Annotated in this window: 16 protein-coding genes and 1 tRNA gene; 11 read left to right on the forward strand and 6 right to left on the reverse strand. The window is 55.6% G+C overall.

What is annotated here, in order from left to right; genetic code table 11:
* On the reverse strand, positions 1 to 208 hold a 208-nt coding region (locus AAAH10_RS15790), incomplete at its 3' end, for an FAD-dependent oxidoreductase (protein WP_343562500.1).
* A 377-nt stretch (positions 209 to 585) separates the two neighbouring features.
* Here AAAH10_RS15790 and AAAH10_RS15795 point away from each other — a divergent pair.
* A tRNA-Ser gene (locus tag AAAH10_RS15795) sits at positions 586 to 677 on the forward strand.
* A 143-nt stretch (positions 678 to 820) separates the two neighbouring features.
* On the opposite strand, the gene AAAH10_RS15800 is transcribed toward AAAH10_RS15795, so the two are convergent.
* On the reverse strand, positions 821 to 1765 hold the full coding sequence (locus AAAH10_RS15800) for an alpha/beta hydrolase (RefSeq protein WP_343565326.1): 945 nt from the start codon (positions 1763 to 1765) through the stop codon (positions 821 to 823).
* Positions 1766 to 1881: 116 nt separating this feature from the next.
* Here AAAH10_RS15800 and AAAH10_RS15805 point away from each other — a divergent pair, with 116 nt between their 5' ends.
* The gene (locus AAAH10_RS15805; protein WP_343565328.1) at positions 1882 to 2481 is read left to right on the forward strand and encodes a TetR/AcrR family transcriptional regulator; all 600 of its coding nucleotides are present in this window, start codon (positions 1882 to 1884) and stop codon (positions 2479 to 2481) included.
* 247 nt (positions 2482 to 2728) lie between these two features.
* Positions 2729 to 3787, forward strand: a complete 1059-nt coding sequence (locus AAAH10_RS15810; protein WP_343565330.1) for a ribonuclease T2 family protein — start codon at positions 2729 to 2731, stop codon at positions 3785 to 3787.
* Positions 3788 to 3966: 179 nt separating this feature from the next.
* On the opposite strand, the gene AAAH10_RS15815 is transcribed toward AAAH10_RS15810, so the two are convergent.
* The gene (locus AAAH10_RS15815; protein WP_343565333.1) at positions 3967 to 4869 is read right to left on the reverse strand and encodes a LysR family transcriptional regulator; all 903 of its coding nucleotides are present in this window, start codon (positions 4867 to 4869) and stop codon (positions 3967 to 3969) included.
* Positions 4870 to 4976: 107 nt separating this feature from the next.
* Between AAAH10_RS15815 and AAAH10_RS15820 the strand changes: the two genes are divergently transcribed.
* A complete protein-coding gene (locus AAAH10_RS15820; protein ID WP_343565335.1) occupies positions 4977 to 5876 on the forward strand; it encodes an AEC family transporter in 900 nt (299 codons plus the stop codon).
* A 304-nt stretch (positions 5877 to 6180) separates the two neighbouring features.
* On the opposite strand, the gene AAAH10_RS15825 is transcribed toward AAAH10_RS15820, so the two are convergent.
* Entirely contained in the window at positions 6181 to 6936 is a 756-nt protein-coding gene (locus tag AAAH10_RS15825) for an IclR family transcriptional regulator (RefSeq protein WP_343565337.1), read from the reverse strand.
* A gap of 285 nt (positions 6937 to 7221) precedes the next feature.
* Here AAAH10_RS15825 and xsc point away from each other — a divergent pair, with 285 nt between their 5' ends.
* From xsc to AAAH10_RS15855, 6 genes are all read left to right on the forward strand, one after another.
* Positions 7222 to 9000 carry a sulfoacetaldehyde acetyltransferase gene (xsc, locus tag AAAH10_RS15830; RefSeq protein WP_343565339.1) on the forward strand — a complete coding sequence of 593 codons (1779 nt, stop codon included), beginning with the start codon at positions 7222 to 7224 and terminating at the stop codon, positions 8998 to 9000.
* Positions 9001 to 9328: 328 nt separating this feature from the next.
* A complete protein-coding gene (gene pta / locus AAAH10_RS15835; RefSeq protein WP_343565341.1) occupies positions 9329 to 10339 on the forward strand; it encodes a phosphate acetyltransferase in 1011 nt (336 codons plus the stop codon).
* Between the two features lie 325 nt (positions 10340 to 10664).
* Positions 10665 to 11705: a YeiH family protein gene (locus AAAH10_RS15840; RefSeq protein WP_343565343.1), complete on the forward strand. Its 1041-nt coding sequence runs from the start codon at positions 10665 to 10667 to the stop codon at positions 11703 to 11705.
* Positions 11706 to 11811: 106 nt separating this feature from the next.
* Positions 11812 to 14655 (forward strand): molybdopterin oxidoreductase family protein, encoded by a 2844-nt coding sequence (locus AAAH10_RS15845; RefSeq protein ID WP_343565345.1) that lies wholly within the window; start codon positions 11812 to 11814, stop codon positions 14653 to 14655.
* Complete coding sequence (locus AAAH10_RS15850) at positions 14652 to 15392, forward strand: 4Fe-4S dicluster domain-containing protein (protein ID WP_343565347.1); 741 nt, start codon at positions 14652 to 14654, stop codon at positions 15390 to 15392. The genes AAAH10_RS15845 and AAAH10_RS15850 overlap by 4 nt, the downstream gene beginning before the upstream one ends.
* Before the next feature lie 5 nt (positions 15393 to 15397).
* On the forward strand, positions 15398 to 16327 hold the full coding sequence (locus AAAH10_RS15855) for a dimethyl sulfoxide reductase anchor subunit family protein (RefSeq protein WP_343565349.1): 930 nt from the start codon (positions 15398 to 15400) through the stop codon (positions 16325 to 16327).
* A gap of 133 nt (positions 16328 to 16460) precedes the next feature.
* On the opposite strand, the gene AAAH10_RS15860 is transcribed toward AAAH10_RS15855, so the two are convergent.
* Positions 16461 to 16997, reverse strand: a complete 537-nt coding sequence (locus tag AAAH10_RS15860) for a winged helix-turn-helix transcriptional regulator (RefSeq protein WP_343565351.1) — start codon at positions 16995 to 16997, stop codon at positions 16461 to 16463.
* A 40-nt stretch (positions 16998 to 17037) separates the two neighbouring features.
* Here AAAH10_RS15860 and AAAH10_RS15865 point away from each other — a divergent pair, with 40 nt between their 5' ends.
* A complete protein-coding gene (locus AAAH10_RS15865) occupies positions 17038 to 17415 on the forward strand; it encodes a VOC family protein (protein WP_343565353.1) in 378 nt (125 codons plus the stop codon).
* Between the two features lie 113 nt (positions 17416 to 17528).
* Here the strand turns inward: AAAH10_RS15865 and AAAH10_RS15870 are convergent, their stop codons facing one another.
* Complete coding sequence (locus AAAH10_RS15870; RefSeq protein ID WP_343565355.1) at positions 17529 to 18911, reverse strand: NAD(P)/FAD-dependent oxidoreductase; 1383 nt, start codon at positions 18909 to 18911, stop codon at positions 17529 to 17531.
* Positions 18912 to 18930: the final 19 nt, after the last annotated feature.

The raw sequence follows: 18930 nt of genomic DNA on the forward strand, positions 1-18930 counted from the left end.
TGGTGTGGATCTGTCCGGCGGCATGCCAGCTGGAGCCGGATGTCAGTTCGCTGCGTTCCAGCAGGACAACATCCTTCCAGCCGAACTTGGCGAGGTGGAACAGGATGGAGCAACCGACAACACCGCCGCCGACGATGACAACTTTTGCATGGGACGGGAGCTGTTTGCCGCCAGAACTCTGGCTGTCGTCTGTTTGGATTTCAGGCATGATAGGCAATCCTCAATTCGGGGCCCTGTTCTGACAGGGCAGGGCTTTTCTCGTCGCGGGAACAGGAGGAACCGATATCGGCCAGACAGTCCCGACGGGACACAGGGCGCAGATTCTCTCCTGACAGCGTTTGGGACCATCAAACAGGAAGAGGCCGAAGAGGGGTAATTCCAAAAAATCATGAAGCCTATGCCCTGACAGGGTTCTCCGGTTTTCTCGGTAGCGCTCCCTGAAAAAGTGCGCGAACAGTGAACAGGATTCTGTTGCAGGAAAGCCGGTGCAACGGCATGATTTTTATCACAAATGCAATTTTACCCTTTACAAGGCGCTGGCAAGATTTTACTAATCCGCCTGTCCCCGAAAGGACAATACAATCTGGAGAGTTGGCCGAGTGGCTGAAGGCGCTCCCCTGCTAAGGGAGTAAGTGCAGAAATGTGCTTCGAGGGTTCGAATCCCTCACTCTCCGCCATTTTGAAAACCCCGAGGCAACCGTCTCGGGGTTTTGCTTTTTGGGCAAGCTCCTGTTTCCTGACGGGTTTTATCGTTAGCAGGTCAGGTTCAAGGCACAGGGGAAGGTAGAGATCGCAACAGAATGATCTCTACCCGGTCAGCTTACCTGTTGAAGAATTCAGCGACAGCATCTGTTGATGCTTTTACGGCGTCTGGCTTGTAATAGAAATCAACGTGGCCAAACTCTTCAAAAGCCAGGGTTTCATGTTCATTTGTGAGCTTTTCCACAAATTTGGTTGAGCAAACAGCCGTCCAGGCTGACTTGCTGTAAATAACCAGGGAAGGCTGCACAATCTTGTCTGCATATGCCTCTGCGATAGAGATCAGGGACTGCATGGCCTGATCACCGATATGCATGTTGCTATAGGTTTTCACCGCCTTGGGGCCTCTGAAACCATCCCTTCCGTAATAGCCATAGGTCTCTTCAGCCATTGGATTGACGTTCAACCCGACATACTCTTCTTTTGAATGGTCGTCGGTCAGTCCAAAAGGAGCAACAAAATCGGGTTCCCCTGTTTCATACATTTTCTGCATTGAAGCATTTGAGGCCGCAATTTGCTGATTGACCATTTCCCTGTTGGCCCATTGGAAATCATCAGCTGCCATCATGCCTGAAACCATGGCAATTTTCTTGATTCTGTGATCTGTAACTGCTGCTGATGCGATAATCGAACCCCCCTGGCACACGCCCAAACCGTGGATTTCTTCGACGAATGGGAGGGTTCCCAGATATGAAACAGCATCCCAGGTGTTCTCAATCAGTCTGAACATGTAGCGTGATTGTTTGAACTCCCCGGGAAGAGCCGGGGACTCTCCCATGCCCAGATAATCGAAGCCCAGGTAGATGAAGCCTCTTTTGGCCATTTCCGGCCCATAGGTTGCCGGGATCTGGTCCTTGACCTGAGAGAACGGGCTGGCGCCCACGATTGCCCTGTACGTTTTGTTCGCATCAAAGTCTTCCGGAAGGTAAAGATCACCAACCAGATCCACGCCAAAGGATTTGAAGGTTACTTTGTTTTTGCCAGCGGTGAAGGTTTGGTTTGTCATTTGCTCGGTCCTCTCGGGGTGTTTGGCATTTTGTCTTGCTAAAGTAAATTCTATTGTTTACTTATGGTGTTGAAGGCTATTTGTAAACAGATAATTTTACTTTTTTGGGAAAAATCGTGAAACGTACTGAAATAAAAAGAAAAAATATTATTGATGCCGCGATTGAAGAATTCCGTGAGCAGGGCTTTCTGGGCGCGAAGACGACCAGTATTGCCAAAAGGGCGAACGTTTCGAGCCGTACGCTCTACAATCACTTTGAAAGCAAGGAGGCGCTGTTCGAGGCCATTTCCGAGATCATGATTGAGCAAAACTGGAGCATGGAACCTGTGTCCTATGATCCAAGCCGCGACTTCGTCGAGCAACTGAAGGACGCTCTGTGGCGTTACGTTGAGGTGATCACAGAAGAGAAAGCGATCGGATTGAACCGGATGGTGATATCGGAACTGATCCGTGATCTTGACCGGTCCCGGCAATTCTTCGCCGAAGCCGAAGCACATGATTACCCAATAACGCGGCTGATCGGTGAAGCCATGGAGGCTGGTGTGATCCGTAAGGTCGATCCGGCCTTTGCGACCACCCAGCTTCTGGCGCTTGTTAAAAACTTCTTCTTTTGGCCGAAGTTTTTCCTTGGCGAGAACCTGGCCCCAAAAGAGGTCCTGGACGATTGTGTTGCAATGTTTCTGGCGCACTACAAACGGGACGAGAGCAGCCTGTAGCCGGCCAGGTCTTTATGAGGTTCTGGTTTGTCCCGGAACTGTCAGCAGCATCAGCTGGGTGCCTTTGGGGAGTTGCGCCGGATGGCAACAGCGCCCTCTTTTTCGGGAAAGCTTTCCGAACAATTGAACAGCCTGACAGTCCGGGCTTTTACCACTCCCGGGCCGATACGTCCCAGGGCTGGATCTCATTGCGAGCTCCGGCCTTTTGTTGTTTGCGCTTCATGAGAACTTTGAGTTTAATAAAATTATGAGCGCAAAACTTGTTATTTTCCCGTTTGTTTTCTTCTTTCAGTTTGCTGCTTTTCTTGTCGTCCCGGCTCAGAGTGCGTCTTTCAAGCGATTGACCATCAGCGGGGACTTTCTGGCAGAGCAGGCCTGTTTTGCCTTGCGGCGGACGGATGTTGAGCCGGACGGGGTGGTGCTGGAGGTCGGTGAGCGTTACGGGCTGATCGGGCGGGATGTGACCGGTCGCTTTTTTCTGCTTCGTGTTCCGAAGGCTGGCAAACAGAGGCGACGCTGGGTTGAAGCGGACTGTGGTCAGGCTGAAATCATTTATGACCCGGCGGCCGGGATCTCAATTGCAGCGGGGTCCATTGAGCACACTCTGGCGGTGAGCTGGCAGCCTGCCTTTTGTGCAACCCGTCGTGGTCAGGGCAGGGACGGCTGTCATGATCTGGTACCCGGTGAGCCTGCGACAGAACAGTTTTCCCTGCACGGGCTCTGGCCGGATGATCTGGACCGTGTCGGCGCCTTTCCCTGTTACTGTCACCTTGAAAGCGGGCCCCAGTCCTGCTTCGGCAAGCCCCGGGATGCTGCGGGCAGGCTGCTTGATCCGCAGCTGCCAGCCAGTCTTGTGGCGGAGCTTTCTGGCAAGATGCCTGGTTCGCGCGGCACACTGGATGATCATGAATGGACCAAGCACGGCACCTGTCACCAGCGTTTTGCTCAGCCTGATCAGGGAGAGGGAGCAACAGCGCAGGAGTATTTCGAAGACAGTCTGCTGTTGCTGGATCAGCTCAATGGCTCTGCTGTTGTGGCCCTGTTCCGGGACCATATTGGCAGGGAGCTGACGGCGCAACAGCTTCGCAGTGCTTTTGACCGGGCCTTTGGCAAGGGAGCCGGGCAGCGTGTGGAGATCATCTGTGACAGAACGGCAGATGACAACCGAACTGTAATCCGTGAACTTTTCATCAGCCTCAAAGGCGCAGTGGAACAGGGCAGCATGCTTTCAGAGCTGATCCTTGCCGCCCCGGAGCGGGAAGCGGATGAGCAGTGTGATCGGGGGATCGTCTGGAACTGGTCATGATCTGATCGCTGTGAGTGTGTCTCGAGAGATCTGGCGCTCAATACGTGCCGTTCAGGAGGAAATCTGACGCAACGGTGTGTGTGGACAAATATCACCGGGTCTCGGTCTGCCGGATCAAATGGCGCAACTGTGCGAAAAAGCGGGAACAGTCAATCTGACACGAACCCGGCCATTTCGTTTCAGGAAAGATCGTCACTCAGGAAATGCCAGATTTTCTCTGCCGCGCGGGAGGCAAAGCTGCCGTGCTGCCGTGCGATGCAGACGGGACGGGGCTGTTCGGGGGAAAGAGGCATGATGCGCACGCCCGGATGATTTTCGGGGACGGCCATTTCAGCAATGACAGAGACACCCAGCCCGGCCTTGACCATGGCGAGGATGGAGGTGAGCTGAACAGCTGTGTGACGCACGTCCGGCTCATCGTCTGATCGGTCAAACCATTTGCGGATCAGGGGCTCGCTGCCGCCCTTGGTCATGATGAAGGCCTGTTTTGCCAGCTCTGATGTGGTGACAAAGAAGTTCTCGGACAGGGCATGGCCCTCGGGGATCAGAGCAACCAGCCGGTCCTGTGCCAGTGGCAGGGTTTCAAGCTCTTCCAGCCCCGGATCAATGAAAACGGCGAAATCTACGCGCCCGTCCTGAAGGGATTCCAGGGCTTCCGGATCAGGCATTTCCAGCATTTCGATCTGCACGCCGGGATAGTGCCGGGCGATGCGGGCCAGCATGCGGGGCAGGATCTTTGTGGAGGAGGAAGCGCCGAAAGAGGCAATTCTGATCAGGCCTCCATCCAGTTTGCGGGCCCGTTCCAGCCGTTTGGCGAGCAGGCTGTTCAGGTTGCTCAGGCGCTCGGCATAATCGGCAAGGATTTCGCCCTCGGCTGTCAGGCGCAGGGGGCGGTGGTCCCGCCGGATCAGCTCCAGCCCCAGAAGCTTTTCTGCACGTTGCAGGGCTTTGCTGGCCGCGGGCTGGCTGACGCCAAGTTTTTGTGCGGCAAGGCTCATGTTGCCATGGAGCTTCAGGGCGTGGAGAAGCTGTGGAACCAGAGCGGGAAGGCCGGAGATGCTGCTTTCGGAAAGACTGTTCATGAGCAAACTATAACCTCAGGTTATTTTATTGTGCAATTCCATTCCATTAGGTTCTTTTGCGAGCTGGTGTGGTTACGACCGGAAAATTCGAGTGTGAGGAACAGGCAATGGACAGCGTTTTTATGTCACTTTTGCCCGATGGTTTGCTGATCGTGATGGGCGCCTGTCTGCGCAATGTTGTACCCCGGGAAGGCTGGGCCGGTATTGACCGGCTGAACTTTCAGCTTTTGTTTCCGGCACTTCTTTTCTTTGCGGCCTCGCGGCATTCACCTGCACCGGGTGATCTGGTGATGATGGGGACCGGTGTCTGGGCCATTATCCTGCTCGGGGTGGTGCTGGCCTATTGCCTGCGTCCGGTTGGCCCGGAGAGTTTTCTTGATTTTGCCGGTTTGTGGCAGACGGCCTGGCGCTTCAATACGGCGCTTGCGCTTGTGGTGGTGCAGGTTCTCCCGCCAGAGGCTGCCGCCCTGATGTCTGTGGCTGTGGGACTGGCTGTGCCGATGGCAAATTTTCTGGCCGTGCTGGTGCTTTCACGCGGGCAGTCGCTTTCCCTGTTCAAAACGATCCGGATGATTGCCCTGAACCCTTTTCTGATCGGGAGTTTGCTGGGCTTGCTGGTGGCTGTCTTCAGGATGGAGTTGCCGGAACCGGTGATGACAACGGCGTCCCGCTTTGCCCAGGCGGCCCTGCCGGTTGCCCTGCTGTCCATCGGTGCCTCGCTGGATTTCAAGGCCCTCCTGAGGTTTGATCCCTTTATGAGCGGTCTGAACATGATCAAGCTGCTGCTCTTGCCGCTGGCGGCATTCCTGATCACCCAGGCTCTGGGGGTTCCAAGGGATCCGGCTTGCATTCTGGTGATCTTTGCGGCCTTGCCGACCGCTTCGGCTGCGCATGTTCTGGCATCCGTCTTTGGTGCAGACAAAAGCAGGGTGGCAACCATGATTGCCCAGTCGACACTGCTGAGCTGTCTGTCCCTGCCGTTCTGGATTTCGATGGCCCAAGGGTAAAGGACTCAGGGGTAGAAGGTCTGGGAATTAAGAAAACCCGCAGTGGGAAAACCTCGCTGCAGAAGACAAGGGATGGAAAGATGTGGGAGCTGCCGGGGCACAAGCTTGTGACCGCTCCGGTTTGTTGATCTTCCCGGTTTTACAGATCTGTCCCGTTCGGTTTCAGGGGTGGTTCCGGCCGATCTCGCGTCCCGGCAATCCGTGTCCGGGTCATCCGCATTCCGGCCGGTCTCGCCGGGAGACTGTTTCCGAAGCGGAGCTGATTCTGTGGTGAGGGTCAGGCGGCTCGCTGTGGAGCCGGGGATCAGGTCAGCAGCTTTTCCATTTCCTGTGTGGCTTCCTGCAGGCGGGGCAGGTGGCTGATGGCCTTGTCCATGGACATGCGCGTTTCCGGAGCATGAATGGCAATACAACCACAGAACTTGCCGTTGGCGGCATGAACCGGTGCCGCGATGGCGACAATGCCGTCGAGGAACTCGCCGCGGTCCAGACTGTAGCCCTGTTTCCTGATGGCCCTGAGCTCCTGATCCAGTTCTTCTGCTGTTGTGATGCTCTTTTCCGTGTGTCCCTTGAGCTCGACCTTGCTGATGATGGACTTGCGTTTTCTGCTTTCCAGCGTGCTGAGGTAGAGCTTGCCCGCAGCGGTGCAGTGAAGCGGAACCACTGTGCCGGGGCGGAGCTGGATCTGGATGGGCCAGCTGGCTTCAACGCGATCGGCGTAGGTCATGCAGGTCTTTTCGGGAATAACAAAGTTGCAGGTTTCACCCACAGCATTGACCAGGGAGGTCAGGATGGCGCGACGCTCCATGCCAATGGAGGTGCCGGTGATGACGTTGCCGGCAAGGGAGAACATGCGCGGTCCCAGATAATAGCGGTTGCCGTCCATATGCCGGACGATCAGGTCCTCTTCGACCAGCATCTGGCAGAGTCTGTAAACAGACGGTTGCGGGATGTCTGTTTCCTCGCTGATGGTGACTGCGTTTTGCGGAGTGTCTGTCTGGGACAGATATTCCAGAATGTTGAAGATACGCAGAAAGCTGTTGCCTTTGTCCCTGGACATGAAGTGGTCCTGTTCGCCTGTCTTTTCCTGTTTGGGATTGTTTCCCAATGGGATGAAAACCATTCACCCTATGAATGGCTGCCATTCCTGATGTGCATGTGGAGTATCCAGAATGTTGCAATGGATGTCAATAATGATAATTATAATATCACTATTGCAAAAAAATCCGCTTTTTGCCATGATGCTCCCGAATCAAAAGAAGACCTCTAAGAAACCTTTTGGAATTCCGTGCAGCAGCACGACAAGATCGAAACTGAACGTTTTGGAGTTGAAAGGATCGCAACGATGAAGATGACCACCGAGGAAGCCTTTGTAAAAGTGCTTCAGATGCACGGCATCGAACACAGCTTTGGCATTATTGGTTCTGCTATGATGCCGATCTCCGACCTGTTCCCGAAAGCGGGTATCAAGTTCTGGGACTGTGCGCATGAATGTAACGCGGGTATGATTGCGGACGGTTACAGCCGTGCGTCCGGTAAAATGTCCATGGTTGTTGCACAGAACGGCCCCGGTATCACCAGCCTGGTGACCCCGATCAAGACGGCTTACTGGAACCACACTCCACTGCTGCTGGTGACGCCACAGGCGGCCAACAAGACAATGGGTCAGGGCGGTTTCCAGGAAGTTGAACAGATGGCTCTGTTCGCTGACATGGTGGCTTACCAGGAAGAGGTTCGCGATCCGTCCCGTATGGCTGAAGTCCTGAACCGTGTTATCATTCAGGCAAAACGTGCCTGTGCTCCTGCGCAGATCAACGTTCCGCGTGACTTCTGGACACAGGTTATCGACATCGACCTGCCTCAGGTTGTTGAATTCGAACTGCCTTCCGGTGGTGAAACTGCTATCCAGCGCGCTGCCGAACTGCTGTCCAACGCGAAATTCCCGGTCATCCTGAACGGTGCCGGCGTTGTCATTGGCGGCGCGATCGAAGCGTCCAAAGAACTTGCCGAGCGTCTGTCCGCTCCGGTGTGCTGTGGTTACCAGCACAACGATGCGTTCCCGGGTTCTCACCCGCTGCATGCTGGTCCTCTGGGCTACAACGGTTCCAAGGCCGGTATGGAACTGATCTCCAAAGCGGATGTGGTTCTGGCTCTGGGGACACGTTTGAACCCGTTCTCTACCCTGCCTGGTTACGGCATTGACTACTGGCCAAAAAATGCGTCCATCATTCAGGTTGATATCAACCCGGATCGCATCGGTCTGACCAAACCTGTTACTGTTGGTATCGTTGGTGATGCGAAAAAGGTTGCTGAAAGCATTCTGTCCCAGCTGAGCGATACAGCAGGGGACCAGGGGCGTTCCGAACGTGAAGCGCTGATCCACCAGACCAAGTCTGCATGGGCCCAGGAGCTGACGTCCATGGACCACGAAGACGACGATCCGGGTACAACCTGGAACGAGCGTGCGCGTGATCGTGAGCCACAGAAAATGTCCCCGCGTATGGCGTGGCGTGCGATTTCTGCTGCGATGCCGAAAGAAGCCATTATCTCTTCCGACATCGGTAACAACTGTGCGATCGGTAATGCTTATCCGTCTTTCGAAGAAGGTCGCAAGTATCTTGCTCCCGGCCTGTTCGGTCCCTGTGGTTACGGTCTGCCGTCCATCTGTGGTGCGAAAATGGCGTGTGGAGACACTCCTGTTATCGGTTTTGCCGGTGATGGAGCCTTCGGTATCTCCATGAACGAAATGGTTTCCGTTGGTCGTGAAGACTGGCCAGCGATCACTATGATCATCTTCCGCAACTATCAGTGGGGTGCCGAGAAGCGGAACACCACATTGTGGTTTGACGACAACTTCGTTGGTACAGAGCTGGATACAAATGTTTCCTACGCCGGTATCGCGAAGGCCTGTGGTCTGGAAGGCGTTCAGGTCTATTCAATGGAAGAGCTGACCTCTACACTGTCCTCTGCAATTGATGCACAGATGAAAGAAGGCAAAACAACTTTCATCGAGGTGATGCTGAACCAGGAACTGGGTGAGCCATTCCGCCGTGATGCAATGAAAAAACCGGTTGCTGTCGCCGGGATTGATGCTGCGGACATGCGCCCACAAAAAGGTGCATGAGACTGATTGATGGAACGGGGCCGCTGCATTCAGTGGCCCCGCGCCTCAATGAGTGTGTGACTCATCGGGAAAGCCTTCGGGTTTTCAGAAAAACCTGCACAGAATTTTGCAAACGATGCAGGGCTGAAATTGCAAACCGGACAACCCTTTTGTCCGGATATGATCGAAAAGATCGCTTGAAACACGAATTTTACCCTGATGATAGCGACTGGAGCAGGCGCTAGAACAGTCATCAGACTTTTGACAAGGCATGGAGAGATGCCGCAGGAACACGTGCGATTGAGCAAGCGGTAGCCTGTCGGTTCGTTCATGCAGGGATAGCTGGTTAATGGACGCCTTTGACGCACTTCTTGAACGCGCACGCAACAATCCGAAACACATTGTTTTGGCCGAGGGTGAGGACCCGCGTGTTGTCGAGGGCGCCTTGCGCGCTGTCCGTGACAGGCTTGCCTCTGTCACGCTGCTGGGGCGCAGGGATGCTGTTCTGGCGCTGGTGGATGAAGACCTGCGCGATGATCCGCGCGTTTCGGTGGTGGACCCGGCGACAGCAGAAGGCCGTGGGCGTTTTGTTGAGTTGCTCGTCAAACTGCGTCAGCACAAGGGAATGACAGAGGAAAAGGCGCAGGAACAGGTTTTGCTGCCCCAGAACTATGCAAACCTGATGGTCAGATCGGGACTGGCTGACGGTACGGTTGCCGGTGCACAGCTTTCCACGGCCGACGTTGTGCGTTCGGCCATTCAGATCATCGGCGTGGACAAGCGCTATTCCATGATTTCCAGCTTTTTCATCATGCTCTTTAACGAAGAGTTCCATGATCCGAAGGGGGCGATGATCTTCGCTGATTGCGGACTGGTCGTGGCTCCGGAAGAAGACGAGCTTGTGCAGATCGGAACAGCGGCGGCAGACAATGCGGCTGCACTGATGGGGATGGAGCCAAGGATTGCCATGCTGTCCTTCTCGACGAGAGGAAGCGCCAGTCATCCGAACGTCGACAGGGTGCGCAATGCGGCTGAAAAGATCAGGGCGCAGCGCCCCGATCTGTCCGTTGACGGAGAGCTGCAGCTTGATGCGGCGATCGTGCCCTCTGTGGGGGGGCGCAAAGCGCCGGGATCAGAGGTGGCCGGGCAGGCGAATGTCCTGGTTTTCCCCGATCTGCAGTCCGGAAATATTGGTTACAAGCTGGCCGAGCGGGTGGGGCAGGCAAAGGCTATTGGTCCTGTTCTGCAAGGGCTGGCCAAACCGGCAAATGATCTGTCGCGCGGCTGTGATGCGGATGCGGTTTACCGCATGATCGCAGTGACAGCCGTTCAGGCTCAGAACACAGATACAAAAGAATAAGAAACTGAAACAACCACTCCCGTCAGGAGGCATTCGATGAGGCGATCTTCCGTTGATACCTCGCACAGGATTTCAAAGGGAAATCCGACGATGCCAGCCCGTATTTTCATCTGTTCTGTCGTTGCAGGGCGAATGGAAAAAAGGGGCGGGGAGACTTGCGTGCGCTCTTTGAAAAGAGGTTTACAGGGATCAGCAAAAGGAACGATCAGCCTCGGTTTTGATCATCATGCAGCTGCTGTTGAGGATCAAGCCTGCGCAGTACCCCTTTTGTGTTCGGGATTTGCGGGGGTGCAGCATGCTGTCCCTTAGAGAAAAGAAAAGTCCCATGCCTGAACAAGCCCAAGACATGAGTGAAGCAAACTCTGTTCTGGAAAAAGTGATACAAAACGCGAGAAGCATTTTTCCGGGGTTTCTGATTTCTGTTCTGGTCGCGCTGGCGGCCCAGTTCCTGTCCGAGCACTATGGCGCACCGGCCATGCTGATGGCCCTGCTTCTGGGGATCGCCCTTCACTTTCTGGGGGAGGATGGCCCAACGGTCAGGGGGATCGAGTTTTCTGCAAAACCGGTCTTGAGGATCGGTATCGCACTGCTGGGCGCGCGGATCAGTGTCGAGCTTGTCTCGCTGCTTGGCCTTGAGGTCATTTTGCTGGTTGTGTCCGGTGTTGTCCTGACCATTCTTTTCGGTTTGCTTGGGGCCAGACTTCTCAATCGCGGATGGCGTTTTGCTGTCCTGACCGGAGGAGCGGTCGCAATTTGCGGGGCTTCGGCCGCCATTGCCATCGCAGCGGTTCTGCCGAAAAACAGCGAATCAGAAAGAAACCTGATCTTCACTGTTTTGAGTGTGACTGTTCTGAGCACTCTGGCGATGATTGCCTATCCGCCGCTGACCCAGTTTGTTGTGATGGGGGATATCGCAACAGGGGTATTCCTTGGCGGGACCATTCATGATGTTGCCCAGGTTGTTGGCGCAGGATTTTCCATTTCTGACAGCACCGGCGAGATTGCAACTGTCGTCAAACTGATCCGTGTGGCTTTGCTGGCACCGATTGTTCTGATGCTCTCGCTCTTTGTGCGGGCCAGATTTGCTGACAGTACAGAAGGCAAGCGTCCGCCTCTGGTACCACTCTTTATCATCGCCTTTCTTGTCCTTGCGACACTCAATTCCTGCGGACTTATTCCGCAGATTGTTGCTGATTTCCTCGGTGCTGTATCCCGCTGGGCGCTTTTGACAGCCATTGCAGCCGTTGGAATGAAGACGTCACTGAAAAGCATTCTGAGCGTGGGTGGTCAGGCGATTGTCCTGATCGTTGCCGAGACGCTCTTTATCGCAACCTTTATTGCAGGAGGTATTCTCTATCTTCTGTGACATCCGGCCTGCCGGCTCGTGAAGCACCGAAAAACAGGTGAGTGTGTTCGGCAGGTCCATACATAAAACGAAGAATAAAAATGGTCCCCCCGTCAGGAGGCAAAATATGAGTCAACCCTCAGTTGATACCTCTCCCAAGGTGTCAGATGAAGTCCGCAAGACGACATGCTACATGTGTGCATGCCGTTGCGGCATCAACGTGCACATGCGCGATGGAAAGGTGCGGTATATCGAAGGTAACCGCGACCATCCGGTCAACAAGGGCGTGCTTTGCGCCAAGGGTTCTGCCGGCATCATGCAGCATTACTCTCCCTCCCGTCTCAGGACACCTTTGCTGCGTGTCGGTGAACGGGGTGAGGGGCGCTTCAAGCCCATTTCCTGGGAAGAGGCAATGGACAAGGCCGTTTCCTGGCTGGCAACTGTCCGTTCCTGTGATCCGAAAAAACTGGCTTTCTTTACCGGCCGTGACCAGTCCCAGTCCCTGACAGGCTGGTGGGCGCAGCAGTTCGGTACACCGAACTTTGCAGCGCACGGTGGCTTCTGTTCGGTGAACATGGCGGCTGCCGGTATCTACACCATGGGCGGTGCCTTCTGGGAGTTTGGTCAGCCCGACTGGGAACGCACAAAGATGTTCATGATCTTTGGTGTTGCCGAGGATCACGATTCCAACCCGATCAAGATGGGGCTGGGACGTCTCAAGGAGCGTGGAGCCAAGGTCGTTGCCGTGAACCCTGTCCGCACAGGATATAACGCGATTGCTGACGAGTGGGTTTCTGTGACCCCCGGCACAGACGGGCTTTTCATTCTCTCGCTGGTGCACGAACTGATCCGCGAGGGCAATGTCGATCTGGATTACCTGTTGCGCTACACCAACGTGGGCTGGCTGGTTATCGACGACGAGGGTGCTGCCGATCATGGCCTCTTTGCCCGTGATGCGGAAGGCAAGCCTCTGGCTGTCAACCGCAAGACCGGTGCAATTGCCGCTGCGGAGACGATCCGCCGCGATGCTGCGCTGAACGGCGTGTTCACACTGCCGGATGGCCGCAAGGCGCGTCCGGTCTTTGCGCATCTGGCTGAAAAATATTCGGATGAGCAATACGCTCCGGAAAACACGGCTGCCGAGACAGGGGTCAGTGCAGCACAGACCCGCCGTCTGGCTCAGGAACTGGCGCGTACGGCCTTTGAGGAAGAGATTGTCATTGATCAGCCCTGGACAGACATGACCGGGGAGCGGCACGAGAAAATGATCGGGCGCCCGGTCAGTTTCCATGCGATGCGCGGGATTTCCGCACATTCCAACGGGTTCCAGACCTGCCGTGCTCTGCACATGCTGCAAATTCTTCTGGGTTCTATCGAATGTCCGGGGGGCTTCCGTTTCAAGCCGCCCTATCCGAAGCCGGCGGAAGGCCACCCGATCCCGAATGCCGAGTTCTCTCCGAACCAGCCGCTTGCGGGGCCGCACCTTGGCTATCCGCACGGTCCGGAGCATCTTCTGATCAACGAGGACGGATCGCCGAAACGGATCGACAAGGCCTTTTCCTGGGAAAATCCGCTGTCCGTTCACGGTCTGATGCACACTGTGATCGCCAACTGCTATCATCAGGATCCCTATCCTGTGGATGTGCTGTTCATGTACATGGCGAACATGGCGTGGAACTCTTCCATGAACTCCAAGGGCATGATGGAGATGCTGTCCGCCAAGAACGAGGACGGCAGCTATGTTATTCCGAAGATCATCTATTCCGATGCCTATTCTTCCGAGATGGTGGCTTTTGCCGATCTGATCCTGCCGGATACGACCTATCTCGAGCGGCACGACTGTATTTCCCTGCTGGATCGTCCGATTTCCGAACCTGATGGTGCGGCTGATGCCATCCGCTGGCCCGTTGTCGAGCCGGACCGGGAAGTCCGGGGCTTCCAGTCTGTCCTGCTGCAACTGGGGGGCCGTCTGGGACTGAACGGGATGGTCAACGAGGACGGTAGTCCCAAATACAGGGACTATGCTGATTATATCGTAAACCACCAGCGCAAGCCCGGTGTCGGGCCGCTGGCCGGTTTCCGTGGTGAGGGCAAGGACAAGGAAGGCCGGGGTGAAGTCAATCCGGAACAGCTGGACGACTACATCAAAAACGGGGGCTTCTATGTCTCTCACATTCCGGAAGAGGCACAGTTTTACAAGCATGCGAACAAGGCCTATCAGGACTGGGGTGTCGGCATGGGGCTGTTTGACCATCCCTCGCCGGTGACATTCCAGCTTTATCTGGAGCCGCTGGCGAAGTTCCAGCGTGCGGCTGAAGGCCATGGCGAGCGGGTTCCTCCGGAAATTTACCGTGACCGCATCCACAAGTGCTTTGATCCCCTGCCAATCTGGTACCAGCCGGGTGAGAGCCTGCATCTGGAGGAGCGCGGCGATCTGCAGGAATATCCCCTGCATGCCATCACGCAGCGTCCGGCTGCCATGTATCACTCCTGGGGGACGCAAAACGCCTGGCTGCGTCAGATCCACGGACGCAATCCGCTCTATGTTCCCGGTCACATCTGTGATGATCTGGGGCTGGAAGACGGCGACTGGGCGTGGGTGATCTCTCACCATTCCCGTATCAAGGTCCCGGTTGCCAGAATGGATGCGCTCAACGACAAGACACTCTGGACCTGGAATGCAATCGGAAAGCGCAAAGGGGCCTGGGCCCTGAAGGAAAACGCACCGGAAGCAACCAAGGGGTTCCTGTTGAACCACCTGATCAGTGATCTTCTGCCGCCAAAGGATGATGGCATGCGCTGGAGCAACTCTGACCCGATCACGGGACAGGGGGCCTGGTATGACCTGCGTGTCCGCATCGAGAAGGCTGAGGGAGAAGAACACCAGCTGGAGCCGAACATTCCTGCACAGCGTTCGCCTGTGGGAACCGGACCGGACAAGGTGGAGTACGGAAAGGAGTGGACAAAATGACCAGTCTTCCCCAACAGACAGATCGCAAGCTTGGCCTGGTGATTGACCTCGATACCTGTGTCGGTTGTCATGCCTGTGTGGTCAATTGCAAGGAATGGAATACAGGCGGTTATGGTGCGCCTCTTTCCGATCAGGATGCCTATGGTGCCGAACCGATCGGCAGCTGGCTGAACCGTGTGCATTCCTATGAAGTCACACCGGAAGATGCCCCGGCGCAGATCGTTCACTTTCCACGGTCCTGTCTTCACTGCGAGGATGCACCCTGTGTGACGGTCTGTCCGACAGGTGCCAGTTACAAGCGTGCAGAAGACGGTATTGTTCTGGTCAACGAGGATCACTGTATCGGGTGTGGTCTCTGTGCCTGGAGCTGTCCTTACGGTGCCCGGGAAATGGATGCATCCGAAGGCGTCATGAAGAAATGTACGCTCTGTGTGGATCGTATCTACAACGACAATCTGCCCGAAGAAGACCGTGTCCCGGCCTGCGTTCGGACCTGCCCGGCCTCGGCGCGTCACTTTGGTGATTTTGCCGATCCGGAATCAAATGTCAGCAAACTGGTTGCCGAGCGGGGTGGCATGGATTTGATGCCGGAACAGGGCACCAAACCTGTGAACAAGTATCTGCCTCCGCGTCCCAAGCAAAAGCCGGATGCGGACCTGTCCGGTGCGAAGGCGTCTGAACCCAAAGCAAAAGGCCTGCTGGGCTGGCTTGATTCTGCACTTGAGAAACTGGGGTAAGTGTTATGCATCCAGCTCTTTCTGTAATTTTCTTCACAACCGCTTCCGGCGCAGGCTATGGCATGCTGACCCTGCTGGGTCTTCTGGCTCCGCTTGGTGTGCTGCCCCAGGATCGCTGGTTCGGTGGTATTGCACTTGGTGTTGCACTGGCCTTTATCGTGGCCGGACTGTTGTCTTCCACCTTTCACCTCGGGCATCCGGAGCGGGCCTGGCGGGCCCTGACGCAGTGGCGCAGCTCCTGGCTGTCGCGTGAAGGCGTGCTGGCCCTGCTGACCTTTATCCCTGCGGGACTTTTCGGTCTGGGCTGGGTCGTGCTGGGCAAGCTGGACGACTGGAGCGTCTGGGGCTATCTGGCGGCTGCTCTGGCAATGGTGACGGTCTATTCAACATCGATGATCTACGCTTCCCTGAAGACCATTCGTCACTGGAACAATCGTCTGGTTCCTGTCGGCTATCTTGTTCTGGGCGTGATGACAGGGGCCGTGTTCCTGGTTGCTGTGACAACCTTCTACGGTGCGCAGTCCAACCTGCTGGTTCTGCTGGCCCTCGTTTCGCTGCTGATTGCGACGCTGGTGAAGCTGAAGTACTGGACTGCGGTTGACAATGAACCTGAAAAAAGCGATGCGGGAACGGCAACGGGCCTTGGTTCTATCGGTCGTGTTCGTGCCTTTGAAGCGCCTCATACCTCTGACAACTGGGTCATGAAGGAAATGGGATACCGGATCGGTCGCAAGCACGCAGGCAAACTGAGGAATATTGCCCTGTTGCTGGGGTTTGTTGTTCCTGCCCTGTGTCTCATTGCCATTCTGGCAACCGGTTCGTCTGTCCTTCTGGCTCTCGTTGCTGTTCTGAGTGCGGCAGTGGGTGTTGTGGCCGAGCGCTGGCTTTTCTTTGCCGAAGCCAAACATGTTGTTGGACTTTACTACGGTCGATAGATCCGGCTGCCAGACTGTGAAACAGAAAGGGACGCTTCTTGCGTCCCTTTTTTGCTGTCTGGCCTGTTGTGCAGAAGCGAAAAAAGGCAGGGGGCTTAAGAGGCAGGCTGACGGGCTCTGCTCTGATGACGGGTCAGGAATTCAGGGCAATTGCCTGATTGATTTCCCTGCCGGTGTTGATGGCATGATAGGTCGGGAAGGGGGAGCGCCCGGAAAGATTGATTTCGCGTTTGAGCCATTGCTGTTCTTCCAGCAGACCCAGTGACTGGGACAGGGCGCGATCTGTGATGGTCCCCAGACCTGCCCTGATGCTGGAAAACCGTTCCGGGGCCTCTGTCAGAGCCAGAACAGGCACAGCCCAGCTTCGCCTGACAATGGCAAAAGCCTCATCATTTGGCAGGGTTCCGAGAATTCTGTCGGCCATTGCAGCAACGATCGTCCCCATTATGGTCAGGCGGAATTCCGGGCGCAGAGGGTGTCCGTGGCCCGGGTTTCTCTCCAGCAGTCCAAGCTCGATGAGATGGTTCAAACTGGCCGTAAAGGAGCTGCGGCTTGCCTCTGTTGCAGCCAGCAGAGGAGCCTGACGACCCGGAGTGCCGGAATGGAGAAGGGCCAGGATCTTCAGCGACCAGGTTTTCGATGTAAGCTTGACAAGCAGCGTGATATCCATGAAATATAGTTACTATACTTTTGCTGCAAAAGGAAGCGTCATGTCAGTTGTTTCTCTGGATAACACGATCACTCTGGCCCTTTCAGTGCGTGACAGGCATGCCAGTGCCAAATGGTACGAGGACACTCTTGGTTTCCAGCTGCTCTATCATTTTGATGAAGCCGGGTGGAGCGAGATGCAGACCATGACAGAAGGCGTTACCCTCGGTCTGGGAGAACAGGCTGATCCTGCTCCGGGCAACAGTGTTCCTGTCTTCGGGGTGGCTGATATTGCTGCTGCGCGTACAGCCCTTGAGGCGGTGGGGGTCCGCTTTGACGGTGAAACGGAAACCATCGAGGGAATGGTCAGTACAGCGACATTCTATGATCCGGATGGCAATGCGCTTATGCTGGCACAGGATCTTTCGAAAGAGGGCTAGTCCCTGATCCCTGCTGGCGCGTGATTTCCGGAAAAAAGGAGACAGGCGTAGCAGACAGAAAAAAGCCGCTGTCCGTTTCAGACAGCGGCTTTCGTTCCCCTGAAAGGGAGAAGCTAGATCACTTCGTCTTTCAGATAGTACCAGACATAGGACATGCGTTGCCCCAGACGCCGGAATGGTGTCAGAACCCCGTAGTGGGGCAGGGGCGAGGTGAAGATTGGCAAGGCGCCCAGATCCTTGCCCATTGCCAGATTGGCAAGATGCCGTCCGGCCTGGGCGGAATACATGACACCGTTGCCGCCATACCCGATGGCGTAGAAAACGGACTGACCTTTTTCCGGCTGGAAGATGCGCGGCATCATGTCATGACTGACATCAACCCAGCCCCACCAGCTGTAATCCAGCTCGATCCCTTCCAGAACAGGAAACTTGCGATAGAGGCCCTGCTTCAGAAGATCGAGGTATTTTGCATCCGGTGCGCCCTGGCCTGTAATGGCACTGCGGCTTCCTATCTGGATACGGCCACAGGGTAGCAGACGGTAATAGTGGCGCAGGGTCCGTGTGTCCGTCAGGGGACAGGTGACCTTGATGCCACAGGCTTCGCGTTCTTCCTCTGTCAGGACGCGTGTTGCGATCGAGTTGGACAGCACCGGAATAATCCGGTGCTTGGTCGCTGTGCTCAGCTCGCCGGAGGTATAGCCTCCCGTTGCAACACAGACCGTGTTGGCGCGAACAACTCCCCCCGGAGTGCGGAGATAGTGTTTGCCGTCGCGTTGGGTCCATTCCAGAACAGGGCTGTTCACGTGAACCTTTGCCCCCAGTCTGCGCGCCATTTTCTGGTATCCAAAAGCCAGTTTGGCTGCATGAATACCCGTGCCATGGGGTTCATACATTGCACCGCAGGCTTCCTGGTCCCTGACGTGCTCGGCATGAAGCTCCTCGCGGGAAATCATGCGAACATCATAGCCAAAGGTCTTGTTGAAGAGCTCTGTTTCCGATGTCAGGGCCGACATCATTTTCTGCCGGTGGGCAATGTAGTAGTGACCGCCCGGCTGGGGATCACAGTTGATGTCCTCATCCTCGATCAGATCATTGAAGAGGTCAAAGGCCTCCAGAGTTTCCTGGTGCATGGCCTTGGCGACATCAACACCCCAGCGCTTGATCCACTGGGAGCGCTTGAGGCGACCCGCAGAGATCTGGGCCTGCCCGCCGTTGCGGGTCGAGCAGCCCCAGGCTGTGTTGTTGGCTTCCAGTACAAGGGGTTTTGCACCATGATCCTTGGCCAGATGGATTGCGCAGGACAAACCGGTATAGCCGGAACCAATCACGACGACATCTGTCTCGCAATCAGCTGTGATTGGGCCGTCATCATCCGGAAACTCGCCTACAGTTCCAATCCAGTAGGTCGGGGCATAGTCGGTGTTGTGACCGGGGGTAGCATCGACCAGGGGATCATATGTCGGATCATAGGGTTTCAGATTTGACACGTTTTTCATTGAGGGTGTGCCTTAAATG

The organism is Carbonatibacter coralli, from assembly GCF_039592655.1.
Taxonomy (GTDB): Bacteria; Pseudomonadota; Alphaproteobacteria; order Kiloniellales; family Kiloniellaceae; genus Carbonatibacter; species Carbonatibacter coralli.